Source organism: Ruegeria sp. AL12 (genome assembly GCF_056540885.1).
In genome coordinates, this window is the sequence record NZ_JBQFXN010000001.1 from 255,009 (window position 1) to 268,782 (window position 13,774).

Sequence of the window (13,774 nt, forward strand, 5' to 3'; positions counted from 1 at the left end):
CCATTATTGGTTTTGCCTGCCAGCAGATTCAACACGAGGTTATGACCATGCCATTTCGTAGACTTTCTCTGATCCTGCCTGCCATTCTTGTTGCTGGGGCCTGTACGAACACGGGTGCCAACTATCAGCCCATCGTGGACGGCCCGGTCGGTCCGAACTACAACGTGGACCTGCAGCAATGCCAACAACTGGCGGCATCGCAGAGCAGCGTTGATGGCTCTACCGCAGGGAACGCAGCAATTGGCGCAGCGGGTGCCGCGGCCGTTACCGGGATCGTTCAGGACAGCAGCGACAATCTTGGTCGCGCGGCTGTGGCAGGTGCCCTGGTTGGCGCTGGCGCAGACGTCATCAATAAAAACCAGAACAAGGAAGTGATCGTGCGCAACTGCATGCGCGGGCGCGGCTACAACGTCGTAGGCTAACACCCTGCGGCAATTGCAACACCTGCGGCATGGCCTGACGACCATGCCCACTGGAAGTTGTAGCCGCCCAACCAGCCGGTGACATCCACCGCTTCACCAATCGCATAGAGGCCGGGGACATCCTTGGCCTCCATCGTTTTCGAGGACAAGTCATCCGTGTCGATCCCGCCCAAGGTGACTTCGGCGGTGCGATACCCTTCGGTTCCCGACGGCACCAGTTGCCACGCGGACAAGGCCGCGGTCAGCTCGGCCAGTTTCGCGTCCGACTGATCCGCCAGCTTCCCGGACATCGGAATGATCCGGCACAGGTGATCGACCAGCCGGGCCGGCAGATGCCGCGCCAGTTCAGTGGTCAGCGCCTTGCGCCCTGCGCTTTGCCGCTGTGTGCGCAACAGATCAAGCAGAGGCAGATCGGGGATCAGGTTCACCCGGATCGGCTCACCTTCGCGCCAGTAAGACGACAATTGCAACACTGACGGTCCGCTGAGGCCGCGATGGGTGAACAGCAGCGCCTCGTCGAAGCTGGCGCGATCATTCGACAGTCGCACGGGCAGTGAAACGCCGGACAGGTCCTTGAACCGCCCGTCCGAGAAGGTGAAAGGCACCAGCGCCGCCCGAGTCTCGGTCATCCGCAACCCGAACTGGCGCGCGATGTCATAGGCCAGCCCGGTAGCGCCCATCTTGGGGATCGATTTCCCGCCTGTTGCCAGCACCAGATTGGTGCAGGTCAGATGCTGCCGTTGCCCCTCACGCTCCACCTCCAGCGCAAAGCCGCTTTCGGTCTTGCGCAGATCGCGCAGCGAGGTTTGAACCCACAGCTCTGCTCCTGCACCGCTCATTTCATTCAGCAACATCCGGATGATCTGTTTCGAAGAGCCATCGCAGAACAATTGGCCCAGGGTTTTCTCATGCCAGGCGATGTTGTGACGTCCGACCAGATCGATGAAATCCCATTGCGTGTACCGTGCAAGGGCGGATTTGCAGAAATGCGGGTTTCGCGACAGGAAGTTGCCCGGCCCGGCATGGATGTTGGTGAAATTGCAGCGCCCCCCGCCCGAGATGCGGATTTTTTCGCCGGGTGCCTTGGCGTGGTCAATCACCAGCACGCGCCCACTGCAATGGGCCGCACACATCATGCCGGCAGCCCCGGCCCCAAGGATGATCGTGTCGTAGGTCATGCGCGGGGGATGGCGTGGATTAAACAAGATGGCAAGAGCCCATGCCGAAGTCGCGCGGCGCGCGCTCGCCGCGTTCTCGCAAATCTCAGGTCGGCTGACAGGGCGATTGCCAGAGTTTCAGCGCACTGACATGCTGTGGCCATACCGCAAAGATGTTTTGACAAGACAAACTGGCAAAAGGAACTCTGAATGCAATTCCCCGAATTTATTTCGTCATTTCCAAAACTGGATGTGCCTTTTCCTGAAGATGTGGTGCAGACGGCCGTCATTCGATCAGATGCAGGGCTGGTCGCTTTCTTCACTTTTCTCAAAGACATGGAGCTTCCCCTGCATTCGCATGGTGCCCAATGGGGGACGGTGGTTGAGGGTGAAATTGAACTCACGATCGGTGGCCAGACCCGCATCTACCGCCCCGGCGACAGCTACTCGATCCCAAGTGGAGTTGAGCACGGAGGGACCATCAAGGCGGGGTCTCGTGTCATTGACGTGTTTGAGGAACCCGACCGATATCCGATCAAGGAATAATGCATAGCGACCCGCCTTGTGGATCAACGCGCGCCACTCCGCTGAGCGGCGTGTCCAAAGCTGCAATAACCGCAGGCCGCCACGTGAAGCTGGGGGTGCATCGGGCCTGGAAGGTCGATTTATGCCTTGTGGCTTCATCCTACTAGCCCAAACACAAAAATCCCTGTAGAGTCTCAATCAGACCCCGAAAACGGGGCGTTGACGAGGCAGAGAGTGGCGGTATCTCATGACTGAGATGGTGTATGGCGCGGTCCAGGACCAGCGCGGAGAACCGATTCTACCGAAATGGTGGCGCACAATCGATCGCTGGACGATGTCCTGTGTTCTGATCCTGTTTGCCATCGGTCTGTTGCTGGGGCTGGCGTCTTCGCCGCCGCTGGCCGGGCGAAACGGGTTCGATCCCTTCCACTATGTCGAACGTCAGGCCGTCTTCGGCGGATTGGCGCTGATTGCGATGCTGCTGACCTCGATGATGTCGCCGACGCTGGTGCGTCGTTTGGCGGTGCTGGGTTTCCTGGGGGCCTTCGTGGCACTGGTTTTCCTGCCCGTGTTCGGGACCGATTTCGGCAAGGGCGCGGTGCGCTGGTATTCGCTGGGGTTCGCTTCGCTTCAGCCGTCCGAGTTTCTGAAGCCCGGCTTCATCGTCGTTGCTGCATGGCTGCTGGCGGCCTCACAAGAGATCAACGGCCCGCCGGGGCGGATCTGGTCATTTGCCCTGTGCATGGCGATTGTCGGCATGCTGGTGATGCAACCTGATTTCGGTCAGGCCTGCCTGATCCTGTTCGGCTGGGGGGTGATGTATTTTGTCGCCGGCGCGCCAATGCTGCTGCTGGTTGGAATGGCCGGGTTTGTTGTTCTGGGCGGTATGTTCGCCTACTCCAACTCTGAACATTTTGCCCGCCGAATCGATGGCTTTCTGAATCAAGAGGTCGATCCGACCACCCAGTTGGGCTATGCCACCAACGCCATCCGCGAAGGGGGGCTGTTTGGCGTCGGCGTGGGTGAGGGGCAGGTCAAGTGGTCGCTGCCGGACGCGCATACCGATTTCATCATCGCGGTCGCGGCCGAAGAATACGGCCTGATCCTGGTACTGATCATCATCGCGCTTTATTCGTTGGTCGTGGTACGCTCGTTGCTGCGCCTGATGCGGGAACGCGACATGTTCATCCGTCTGGCGGGCACCGGTCTGGCCTGCATGTTCGGCGTGCAGGCGATGATCAACATGGGTGTTGCGGTTCGTCTGTTGCCCGCGAAGGGCATGACGCTGCCTTTTGTCAGCTATGGCGGCTCATCCCTGATTGCAGGGGGTATTGCGATCGGAATGCTGCTGGCCTTCACCCGAACCCGCCCACAGGGCGAGCTTGGCGAAATTCTGCGCGGACGAGGATAATGGGGACTCCATACCTGTTGATTGCTGCTGGCGGGACCGGGGGGCACATGTTCCCGGCTCAGGCGCTGGCCGAGGCGATGCTGAACGAGGGCTGGCGTGTACGCCTGTCTACCGACCCGCGCGGCGCCCGCTATACCGGTGGTTTCCCGCATTCGACCGAGATCGTCGAGGCATCATCGGCCACTTTCGCGCGTGGCGGTCTGGCGGCCAAGGCCATGGCCGGCCCCAAGATTGCCGGTGGCGTGGCTGGCATGGTGTTCCAGATGATGCGGGACAAGCCCGACGTCGTTGTCGGTTTCGGCGGGTATCCCTCGATCCCGGCGCTGAGCGCTGCGACCATGCTCAAAATCCCCCGCATGATCCACGAACAGAACGGGGTGCTGGGGCGTGTGAACCAGTTGTTCGCCACCCGTGTCGCGCAGGTGGCCTGCGGTGTGTGGCCCACGGACCTGCCCGAGGGCGCGCATGGCATCCACACGGGCAACCCGGTCCGGTCCGCCGTTCTGGACCGCGCCGCGGCCGGTTATATTCCACCCGGTGATTATCCGATGTCGGTCCTTGTCATGGGCGGTTCGCAAGGCGCACGCATCCTCAGCGATGTGGTGCCGGGTGCCATCGCCGCACTGCCCGAAGAAATCCGCACTCATATCCGCGTGGCACATCAGGCCCGGGACGAGGATGGCGAGCGCGTCACAGCCTTCTACAACGAACACGGCATCCGCGCCGATGTGCAGCCCTTCTTTGATGATGTCCCCCGTCGCATGTCGGATGCCCAACTGGTGATCTCGCGGTCTGGCGCGTCCAGTGTTGCCGATATCTCGGTCATCGGGCGCCCGTCGATTCTGATCCCCTTTGCCGCCGCCGCCGGAGATCACCAGACAGCCAACGCACGGGGCTTGGTGCAGGCGGGCGGGGCCATCATGATCCCGGAAAAGGCTCTTGACGTTCCTGCGCTGACACAGCAAATCACCACGGTTCTTACGAACCCCGAAGCCTCACAGAAAATGGCCCATGCCGCCTTGTCCGTCGGGGCACCTGACGCCACCGAGCGTCTGACCGCTCTTGTCGAACAATTGGCGCAGAAGGAGACCACATGAACCCAGCAACCAAACTGCCGCAGGACGTAGGGCCGATTCACTTTGTGGGGATCGGCGGGATCGGGATGTCAGGTATCGCCGAGGTGCTGCTCAATCTGGGGTACCAGGTTCAGGGCTCGGACCTGAAGGCATCGAAGATCACCGACCGGCTGGCGAGTCTGGGGGCCGAAATCTTTGTCGGTCAGCGCGCGGAAAACCTTGAAAACGCGGCCGTTGTGGTGGTCTCGACCGCGATCAAACCGGGCAACCCCGAGCTTGACGGCGCCCGTGCCCGCGGTCTTCCGGTGGTGCGCCGGGCTGACATGCTGGCCGAACTGATGCGGCTGAAATCCAACATCGCCATCGCCGGGACTCACGGCAAGACCACCACGACCACGATGATGGCCGAACTGATGGTGGCGGGGGATTTTGACCCGACCGTGATCAATGGCGGCATCATCCATGCCTACGGCTCGAACGCCCGGATGGGGCAGGGCGAATGGATGGTGGTCGAAGCCGACGAGAGCGACGGCTCGTTCAACCGCCTGCCCGCGACCATCGCCATCGTCACCAATATCGACCCCGAACATATGGAGCATTGGGGCGATTTCGACAAACTGCGCGCGGGTTTCCATGAATTCGTCTCGAATATCCCCTTCTACGGGCTGGCTGTGTGTTGCACCGACCATGCCGAGGTGCAGGCGCTTGTCGGCCGCATCACCGACCGCCGCGTGCGCACCTATGGCTTCAACGCGCAGGCCGATGTGCGGGCCGAGAACCTGACCTACAAGGGCGGCGTTGCGCATTTCGACATCCACCTGCAATACGAAGACAAGGTGATCGAAGGCTGCACCCTGCCGATGCCCGGCGACCACAACGTTTCCAACGCTTTGTCCGCCGTGGCCGTTGCCCGCCATCTGGGCATGAAAGCCTCGGAAATTCGCGACGCGCTGGCCAATTTCGGCGGCGTCAATCGCCGCTTTACCAAAGTCGGAGAAGTCGACGGCGTCACCATCATCGACGACTATGGCCACCACCCGGTCGAAATCACCGCAGTCCTGAAAGCCGCGCGACAGGCGACCGAAGGCCGCGTGATCGCCGTGCACCAGCCGCACCGCTATTCGCGCCTGTCCAACCTGTTTGACGATTTCTGCACCTGCTTCAATGACGCCGACGTCGTGGCCATCGCTGATATCTTCGCCGCCGGTGAGGACCCGATCGAAGGCGCATCGCGCGACGATCTGGTACAGGGCCTGATCCGTCACGGCCACCGCCACGCCCGTGCGCTGTTTGACGAAAACGAGCTTGAACGGCTTGTGCGCGAGCAGGCCCGCCCGGGCGATATCGTCGTCTGCCTCGGGGCCGGTACGATCAGCGCCTGGGCCAATGGTCTGCCTGAGAGATTGCAACGAAAACAAGCTGTTTGACTTCGCTTCTGTTTGGTGCACAACCTGAAAGTGTAGCAAATGCCCGCAGCCGCCGCATGTCCTAAGAGGGGACAGATGGACTATTCGATGATCCTTGCCGCCCTTTGGGTGATCTGCGCCACGATCGTGGCGTTCTTGCCGATGCGAATGCAGTTTCCGCCGGGCGTGACCCTGCTGATCTGCGCTCCGGTTCTGATCGTCTGGCTGGGTTATGATCACGGTTGGTTCTGGTCGGTTTTCGCCTTCGGCGGATTCGTTTCGATGTTCCGCAACCCCATCCGGTATTATTGGAAAAAATGGGTGCGCGGGGAGGTCATGGAATGAACTGGTCCATCGTCCTTGCCGGTCTGTGGGGCGTTTCCGCGAATCTGCTGGCAATGATCCCGAGCAAAGACAACCACTGGACACGCGCCTATATCCTGATCGCCGTGGGCATTCCGATTCTGGGGTATGTCACCTATCAGAACGGCCCGTGGATCGGCTTGCTGGTGCTGGCCATGGGTATGTCCGTGCTGCGCTGGCCCGTGATTTATCTGACCCGTTGGACAAAGATGAAAATGCAGGGCATGAAGGCGGCTGACGAATAACCGGCCAGTTTCAGGAGGTCCGCCATGGCGTCCGTCGCCACATTTGCCTATCTGCCAATTCTTTCTTTCCTGCTAGGTGTCGCCGCTGGTTTCACGGCGGGCCGTTGGCTGGGCCTGCGCGGCTTGTTGTGGCTGATCGGTCTGGCCTCGGCCGTCGGGCTGGCGTTGATCGTGGTGCTGGCCGGTATTGGCACCGGCGAAGAAGAACAGGCGTTCGGCCCGCTGGTCTGGCTGACCGCCGGCGTTCTTCCCTTTCTGTTCGCCGCGATCATGGGCGGTGTGGGCGGACGCAGCCTGGCGGTGCGTGCAGACGCATGACAACGCTTCCCGTTCCGAAAGGTCGCCTGTCTCGGGCGCGGCCTCTCTCTGAGCTCACATGGCTTCGCGTTGGCGGCCCGGCCGATTACCTGTTCCAGCCTGCCGATATCGAAGACCTGCAAGCCTTCCTGCGAGAACTGCCGGCACAAACCCCGATCTTTCCGATGGGTGTCGGTTCGAACCTGATCGTTCGGGATGGGGGGCTGCGGGCCGTGGTGATCCGGCTGGGGCGCGGGTTCAACGCGATCTCGGTTGACGGCAACACGGTAACGGCAGGGGCTGCGGCACTGGATGCGCATGTTGCGCGCAAGGCGGCAGATGCCGGTGTCGACCTGACCTTTCTGCGCACCATTCCGGGCTCGATCGGCGGCGCGGTGCGGATGAACGCGGGCTGCTATAGCAGCTATACGGCGGATGTTCTGCGCAAGGCCACGATTGTCACCCGGCAAGGGGATATTGTGGACCTGACGCCCGAAGACTTGAACTTTCGCTATCGCCAGACCGACCTGCCGGAAGGCGCAGTGCTGGTTTCGGCCACGTTCGAGGGCCCTTCGGGCAATCCCCAAGACCTCCATGCCCGTATGGAGGCACAGTTGAAAAAGCGCGACGAAACCCAGCCCACCAAAGATCGCAGCGCAGGGTCGACCTTTCGCAATCCAGCCGGGTTTTCTTCGACCGGGCAGGCGGATGACGTGCATGACCTCAAGGCGTGGAAAGTGATCGACGACGCCGGAATGCGCGGCGCGACGCTTGGCGGTGCGCAGATGAGCCCGAAGCACTCGAATTTCCTGATCAATACCGGCTCGGCCACCGCAGCCGACCTTGAAGGTCTTGGCGAAGAGGTGCGAAAAAAGGTTTACGAAACAAGCGGCATCACGCTAGAGTGGGAAATCATGCGGGTCGGTGATCCGCTGACAGAATAAAGCCCCAACCGTCAGACCATAACAGGCAAATTCAGGCGACGGATCAAAGGCATAAACGCAGTACGGACCACCACGTAAGGTCCGGGGACATTGAGGCGCACATTGGGTATGTCGAGCAGGACAAACCCCAAAGTGGCGGTATTGATGGGTGGACCCTCGGCGGAACGCGAGGTGTCTCTCAGCTCTGGGCGCGAATGCGCGGCCGCCCTTGTGGGAGAAGGCTTTGAAGTGGTCGAACTGGACGCAGGTCCCGACCTCTGCGCGCGCCTTGTGGACATCAAACCGGATGTGGTTTTCAACGCCCTGCATGGCCGCTGGGGCGAAGATGGGTGTGTGCAAGGCCTGTTGGAGTGGATGCGTATCCCTTACACCCATTCCGGTGTTCTGGCCTCGGCGCTGGCAATGGACAAGCAGCGCAGCAAAGAGATTTACCAAACCGAAGGGCTGCCCGTCGTACCGAGCGTGATCGTGCCCAAGGTCGAGGTGGTCGAAGTTCACGTGATGGAGCCGCCCTATGTGGCCAAGCCGAACAATGAAGGCTCCAGCGTTGGGATTTACATCGTCCACGAAAATGCCAACGGCCCGCCGCAGCTGGACGAGGCGATGCCCGATCTGGTGATGGTCGAGAAATACGTGGCGGGCCGCGAGTTGACCGTGACCGTGATGGGCGACCGCGCCCTGACCGTGACCGAAATCATGACCGATGGCGGCTGGTACGACTATGACGCCAAGTACAAGCCCGGCGGCTCGTGGCATGTCCTGCCCGCCGACATCCCGCAGGACATCTTTGACCGCTGCATGGACTATGCCGTGCGGGCGCATAATGTGCTGGGGTGCAAGGGTGTGTCCCGCACCGATTTCCGCTGGGATGACAGCATGGGTGCCGATGGGTTGTTCCTGCTGGAAACCAATACCCAGCCCGGCATGACGCCGACCTCTCTGGTCCCGGAACAGGCCGCTCATCTTGGAATGACATTCGGCCAGCTCTGCGCCTGGATGGTGGAGGACGCCTCATGCGACCGCTGACCGCCAGCCGCGCGTTGGAAATCCATCGAACCAAACCTGTTGCAGGGCCGGATGCGGATTTCGCTTCGGCCGACACGGACTCGCACGAGGCCGAACCGCTTTTGCGCCTGCGCGGTGCGCGTGTGTTTTCCCGCTCTGCAAGACGCAGTGACCCTGCGCCGTCCCGTCTCAGCTATCGGCTGCAACGTTGGATGCTGACGCCGGGCATTCGCCTTGGTGTCAAGGTCGGCCTGCCGATCTGCGCCATCGCTGCCGCGCTTGGCATCTTCTTTGCCTCGCAGGACCGTCGCGACGCACTTGCCGCTTATATCGCCGACGTGCGCACTTCGATTCAGGAGCGCCCCGAATTCATGGTCAACCTGATGGCCATCGATGGGGCGGGAACCGGCCTGTCCGAGGATATCCGCGAAATCGTGCCACTGGATTTCCCGATCAGTTCCTGGGATTTGGATGTTGAACAGATCCGCGACACGATAACCGGGCTGGACCCGGTAAAATCCGCAACCGTCAGAATCCGCCCCGGAGGCATCCTGCAAGTCGATGTCGTCGAGCGTCAGCCGGTGATCGTCTGGCGAACGCGCGAGGGGCTTGAGCTGCTGGATGAGACAGGCGCGCATGTCAAGGAAGCCACCTCTCGCAAGGACCACGCCGATCTGCCGTTGATCGCGGGGACAGGCGCCGACGATCACGTCGGAGAAGCACTGGAGCTTCTGCGGACTTCGCGCAGCCTGGGCAATCGCGTGCGCGGCTTGGTGCGCGTGGGAGAGCGGCGCTGGGATCTGGTGCTGGACCGTGGTCAGCGCATCATGCTGCCGACCGAACGCCCGGTGCGTGCGTTGGAACGCGTGCTTGCCGTGAACGAGGTACAGGACCTTCTGGAACGTGACGTGGCCGTGGTCGACATGCGCCTTGGGCAGCGTCCGACCATCCGAATGACCAAAGCCGCCAGCGAAGACTGGTGGAACACAAAAGTGACAGTGAGTAACGGGCAGTAACGACCATGATGACCGATCTTTATCAGTCCCAACGTGCCATGCGTCAGATGCGGCGGCAGGCTTTGCAACGCGGTGTGATTGCGATTCTGGATGTGGGCAGCTCGAAAATCGCCTGTCTTGTGCTGCGCTTTGACGGAACCGGTCGGCTGAGCGAGGACAATACCATCGGTTCCATGGCGGGGCAGACCGGTTTTCGCGTCATCGGTGCCGCGACCACCCGGTCGCGGGGTGTCCAGTTCGGCGAAGTCACAGCCATGCAGGAAACCGAACGTGCCATCCGCACCGCGCTTCAGGCCGCACAGAAGATGGCCGACATCCGCGTCGATCATGTGATCGCCTGTTTCTCGGGCGCGAACCCGCGCTCTTACGGGCTGGATGCGCAAGTCGATCTGGACGGTCAGATCGTGACCGAGGCCGAAGTGGGCCGGGTTCTGAACGCCTGCGACGTGCCGGATTATGGTGACGGGCGCGAAGTGCTGCATGCTCAACCGGTGAATTTCGCGCTCGACAACCGGTCGGGCCTGATCGACCCGCGTGGGCAGATGGGCCAGAGCCTTGCGGTCGACATGCATATGCTGACCGTGGATTCGTCAGCGATCCAGAACATCGTGCGTTGTATCAAGCGCTGCGATCTTGAACTTGCGGGTATTGCCAACTCGGCCTATGTCTCGGGCATCTCGGCGCTGGTCGAAGACGAGCAGGAACTGGGCGCGGCCTGTATCGACATGGGCGGAGGCACCACAAGCGTTTCGATCTTCATGAAAAAGCACATGATCTATGCCGATTGCGTGCGCATGGGCGGCGATCACGTGACCGCCGATATCTCGATGGGCCTGGGTGTGCCTGCCGCCGTGGCGGAACGGATCAAGACATTCAATGGTGGCGTTCATGCCACCGGGGCCGACGACAGGGATATGATTGATATCGGTGGTGATACCGGCGACTGGGAACACGACCGCCGCACCGTCAGCCGTGCCGAACTGATCGGTATCATGCGCCCGCGTGTCGAGGAAATTCTCGAAGAGGTCCGCGTCCGGCTGGACGCCGCCGGGTTTGAACATATGCCAAGCCAGCAGATCGTACTGACCGGCGGCGGCAGCCAGATCATGGGGCTGGACGGGCTGGCCACGCGCATCCTTGGTCAGCGCGTTCGCCTGGGCCGCCCGTTGCGCGTGCATGGGCTGCCGCAATCAGCCACCGGGCCCGGGTTCTCGTCCGCTGTCGGCCTCAGCCTGTTTGCGGCCCATCCTCAGGATGAATGGTGGGATTTTGAAATCCCGGTCGACACCTATGCCGCGCGCCCATTCAAGCGCGCCGTACGGTGGTTCCGTGACAACTGGTAGAGTCCTGCGCGGGGGTGCTCTGTGCGCGGCGCTGCTGCCTTGCTGGGCCTCGGCCCAGACCATGATCACGCCCGAAGCGTTTCTGGACGCGGCGGTCGGCAAAACTCTGACATTCTACGAAATCCGCAGCGGTGGCCTGGTGGGAACCGAACAATTCCTGAATCGCCGCATGTCGGTCTGGCGCGAAGAGGGGCAGGGCTGTGTCTACGGGCAGATCACGACGCCAAACGGTCAGTTGTGTTTTCTGTACGACAATGACCCGGACGGCATTCCGGTCTGTTGGTGGCCATTTTTGCATGAAGGTCGTTTGATGGTGCGGCTTGCCTCATTCGTCGATGGGGAAATACAGGAAGTGCGTTCCATGACTGACCGCGGCCTGGACTGTCCAAATGCACCGCTCAGCTGAAGAAACCGGTTGCAGCGTTTCGATTTATCCCGCAAGATATCCACAAGGCCCGAAAGAGGCCTCGCGGCAGGACCTGAGCAGTTTTCCGCAATGTAGATGACAGTCGATCAGAGCGCGATGAACGAATGTGTCCTCGCGTTCATGCCGGTTGTCTAGTGATGGTCGCCGTTGTTTCCGCTATATCTGGCATGGCCTGCGAAATGCCGCCGGTTTATGCCTTATTTCCTCCATATTTTGTGGGAAAACGCGATTTTTGACGTGACCTTTTGGCATCAGGCCGTTAGAATCGAACAAGGATAGGTAAGAAAAACACCGCTTTGGCGGGACATAAATACAGGCGGACAGAGCATGACATTGAATCTTTCGATGCCCGGGCACGACGAACTGAAGCCTCGGATTACAGTATTTGGCGTTGGCGGTGCAGGCGGGAACGCCGTCAACAACATGATTGAAAAACAGTTGGACGGCGTTGATTTCGTGGTCGCCAACACCGACGCACAGGCACTGCAACAAAGCCAGTCCTCGGCGCGGGTGCAGCTGGGCGTGAAAGTCACCGAAGGTCTGGGGGCAGGGGCCCGCCCGACCGTAGGCGCGGCCGCCGCCGAGGAAAGTATCGAACAGATCGTGGACCACCTTGCCGGCGCGCATATGTGCTTCATCACCGCCGGTATGGGCGGCGGTACCGGAACGGGGGCTGCTCCGATCATCGCGCAGGCCGCGCGTGAGCTGGGTGTTCTGACCGTCGGTGTCGTCACCAAGCCCTTCCAGTTCGAAGGTGCCAAGCGGATGCGTCAGGCCGAAGACGGCGTCGAGGCGCTGCAAAAGGTCGTCGATACGCTGATCATCATCCCCAACCAGAACCTGTTCCGTCTGGCCAATGAAAAGACCACTTTTACCGAGGCATTCTCGATGGCTGACGACGTTCTGTATCAGGGCGTCAAAGGCGTGACCGACCTGATGGTGCGCCCCGGCCTGATCAACCTCGACTTTGCCGACGTTCGCGCCGTGATGGACGAGATGGGCAAGGCGATGATGGGCACCGGCGAGGCAACAGGCGAAGACCGCGCCATCCAGGCGGCGGAAAAGGCCATTGCAAACCCGCTGTTGGACGAAATCAGCCTCAAGGGCGCCAAAGGCGTGCTGATCAACATCACCGGCTCGCACGACCTGACCCTGTTCGAGCTGGACGAAGCCGCCAACCGCATCCGCGAGGAAGTGGACCCCGAGGCCAATATCATCGTCGGCTCGACGCTGGATACCGCCATGGAAGGCGGAATGCGCGTGTCGGTTGTTGCGACCGGCATCGACGCCAGCGAAAAAACGACCGAAGTCCCGGTGGCCCGCCGTTCGATGTCCGAACCGCTGACCCGCACGGTTTCGGCTGAAGAGCATGTTCAGGAAGAAGCGCGCGTAGCTGCCGACGCAGCAGAGCCCGCCCCGCAGCCGGAAGAAAACCGCGAACCTTCACTGTTCGAAGCCGCCGAAGAACCGGCGCAGCCGCAATTCCAGCCGCGCGACGAGCGAGACGATGATGGCCTGCCGCCACCTGCTTATCAGCCGCGTGTGGCCGAATTCGAACCGCAGCCCGAGCATGTTGAGCCCGCGCCCGAGGCATTTGTGGCACCACGCGGGCATGCTGCCGGCACCCCGTCGCCCGAAGCGTTGCAGCGTTTGCAGGCTGCTGTGCAGAAGGTTCCGTCGGCGCCACAGCGACCGGCAGCGCCCCGCCAGCCCGAAGCGGTTTCGCAACCGGAACCCGAGGAGCGGTCGCGTTTTGGCTTCAATCGTCTGATCGATCGGATGACAGGTCATGCCTCGGATACACCGGCCCAACCGCCGCGGCAGCAACCCGTTTTGCGACAGTCCGAGGCGACCGCGCCGCTTCAGGAAGAGGCCGATCCGGATCAGGACCGCATCGAAATTCCGGCCTTCCTGCGCCGTCAAGCCAACTGATCACGGTAACAAAATCCACTCAAAGGGCTGCCATTTGGCGGCCCTTAATTGTTTATTAACAGTAACTTGCAACTATGTGAGCAGGGTTTTGCCGATCTGTTACATACATGTTTCAATCGGTTGCAAAGAGTGAGTTGAGCCTTGACGCGGGCTTCCTTAACTCAGTGTCCAACACGGCCCAAGCAGGCTGGACACTACTCACCGA

Annotated in this window: 15 protein-coding genes; 14 read left to right on the plus strand and 1 reads right to left on the minus strand. The window is 61.2% G+C overall.

Annotated features, from left to right (window positions below):
* Positions 1 to 47 precede the first annotated feature (47 nt).
* On the plus strand, positions 48 to 422 hold the full coding sequence (locus ACR0C6_RS01315) for a glycine zipper family protein (protein WP_245217959.1): 375 nt from the start codon (positions 48 to 50) through the stop codon (positions 420 to 422).
* On the opposite strand, the gene ACR0C6_RS01320 is transcribed toward ACR0C6_RS01315, so the two are convergent.
* Positions 419 to 1,600 carry a BaiN/RdsA family NAD(P)/FAD-dependent oxidoreductase gene (locus tag ACR0C6_RS01320; protein ID WP_480617972.1) on the minus strand — a complete coding sequence of 394 codons (1,182 nt, stop codon included), beginning with the start codon at positions 1,598 to 1,600 and terminating at the stop codon, positions 419 to 421. The genes ACR0C6_RS01315 and ACR0C6_RS01320 overlap by 4 nt on opposite strands.
* Positions 1,601 to 1,789: 189 nt before the next feature.
* On the opposite strand from ACR0C6_RS01320, the gene ACR0C6_RS01325 reads away from it, so the two are divergent.
* The 13 genes from ACR0C6_RS01325 to ftsZ all read left to right on the plus strand — a co-directional run bounded on the left by ACR0C6_RS01325 (position 1,790) and on the right by ftsZ (position 13,569).
* Complete coding sequence (locus tag ACR0C6_RS01325; protein WP_171205418.1) at positions 1,790 to 2,125, plus strand: cupin domain-containing protein; 336 nt, start codon at positions 1,790 to 1,792, stop codon at positions 2,123 to 2,125.
* 226 nt (positions 2,126 to 2,351) lie between these two features.
* Positions 2,352 to 3,515: a putative lipid II flippase FtsW gene (ftsW, locus tag ACR0C6_RS01330; RefSeq protein ID WP_480617974.1), complete on the plus strand. Its 1,164-nt coding sequence runs from the start codon at positions 2,352 to 2,354 to the stop codon at positions 3,513 to 3,515.
* Positions 3,515 to 4,612, plus strand: coding sequence for a UDP-N-acetylglucosamine--N-acetylmuramyl-(pentapeptide) pyrophosphoryl-undecaprenol N-acetylglucosamine transferase (locus tag ACR0C6_RS01335; protein WP_480617976.1), 1,098 nt, complete (start codon positions 3,515 to 3,517; stop codon positions 4,610 to 4,612). Before ftsW ends, ACR0C6_RS01335 begins: the two co-directional genes overlap by 1 nt.
* Positions 4,609 to 6,018 carry a UDP-N-acetylmuramate--L-alanine ligase gene (murC, locus tag ACR0C6_RS01340; RefSeq protein ID WP_480617978.1) on the plus strand — a complete coding sequence of 470 codons (1,410 nt, stop codon included), beginning with the start codon at positions 4,609 to 4,611 and terminating at the stop codon, positions 6,016 to 6,018. Before ACR0C6_RS01335 ends, murC begins: the two co-directional genes overlap by 4 nt.
* A gap of 75 nt (positions 6,019 to 6,093) precedes the next feature.
* A complete protein-coding gene (locus ACR0C6_RS01345; RefSeq protein WP_480617979.1) occupies positions 6,094 to 6,342 on the plus strand; it encodes a DUF2484 family protein in 249 nt (82 codons plus the stop codon).
* Positions 6,339 to 6,605 carry a DUF2484 family protein gene (locus ACR0C6_RS01350; RefSeq protein ID WP_152458657.1) on the plus strand — a complete coding sequence of 89 codons (267 nt, stop codon included), beginning with the start codon at positions 6,339 to 6,341 and terminating at the stop codon, positions 6,603 to 6,605. The genes ACR0C6_RS01345 and ACR0C6_RS01350 overlap by 4 nt, the downstream gene beginning before the upstream one ends.
* A 24-nt stretch (positions 6,606 to 6,629) precedes the next feature.
* Positions 6,630 to 6,923 (plus strand): hypothetical protein, encoded by a 294-nt coding sequence (locus tag ACR0C6_RS01355; RefSeq protein ID WP_480445733.1) that lies wholly within the window; start codon positions 6,630 to 6,632, stop codon positions 6,921 to 6,923.
* On the plus strand, positions 6,920 to 7,846 hold the full coding sequence (murB, locus tag ACR0C6_RS01360; protein ID WP_480445732.1) for a UDP-N-acetylmuramate dehydrogenase: 927 nt from the start codon (positions 6,920 to 6,922) through the stop codon (positions 7,844 to 7,846). The genes ACR0C6_RS01355 and murB overlap by 4 nt, the downstream gene beginning before the upstream one ends.
* 108 nt (positions 7,847 to 7,954) lie before the next feature.
* A complete protein-coding gene (locus ACR0C6_RS01365; RefSeq protein WP_480617981.1) occupies positions 7,955 to 8,872 on the plus strand; it encodes a D-alanine--D-alanine ligase in 918 nt (305 codons plus the stop codon).
* Positions 8,860 to 9,867, plus strand: a complete 1,008-nt coding sequence (locus ACR0C6_RS01370; protein WP_480617983.1) for a cell division protein FtsQ/DivIB — start codon at positions 8,860 to 8,862, stop codon at positions 9,865 to 9,867. The genes ACR0C6_RS01365 and ACR0C6_RS01370 overlap by 13 nt, the downstream gene beginning before the upstream one ends.
* An 8-nt stretch (positions 9,868 to 9,875) precedes the next feature.
* Positions 9,876 to 11,210 carry a cell division protein FtsA gene (ftsA, locus tag ACR0C6_RS01375; protein ID WP_170344711.1) on the plus strand — a complete coding sequence of 445 codons (1,335 nt, stop codon included), beginning with the start codon at positions 9,876 to 9,878 and terminating at the stop codon, positions 11,208 to 11,210.
* Positions 11,197 to 11,616, plus strand: coding sequence for a hypothetical protein (locus ACR0C6_RS01380; RefSeq protein WP_152458652.1), 420 nt, complete (start codon positions 11,197 to 11,199; stop codon positions 11,614 to 11,616). Before ftsA ends, ACR0C6_RS01380 begins: the two co-directional genes overlap by 14 nt.
* A gap of 348 nt (positions 11,617 to 11,964) precedes the next feature.
* Positions 11,965 to 13,569, plus strand: coding sequence for a cell division protein FtsZ (gene ftsZ / locus ACR0C6_RS01385; protein WP_480617985.1), 1,605 nt, complete (start codon positions 11,965 to 11,967; stop codon positions 13,567 to 13,569).
* Positions 13,570 to 13,774: the final 205 nt, after the last annotated feature.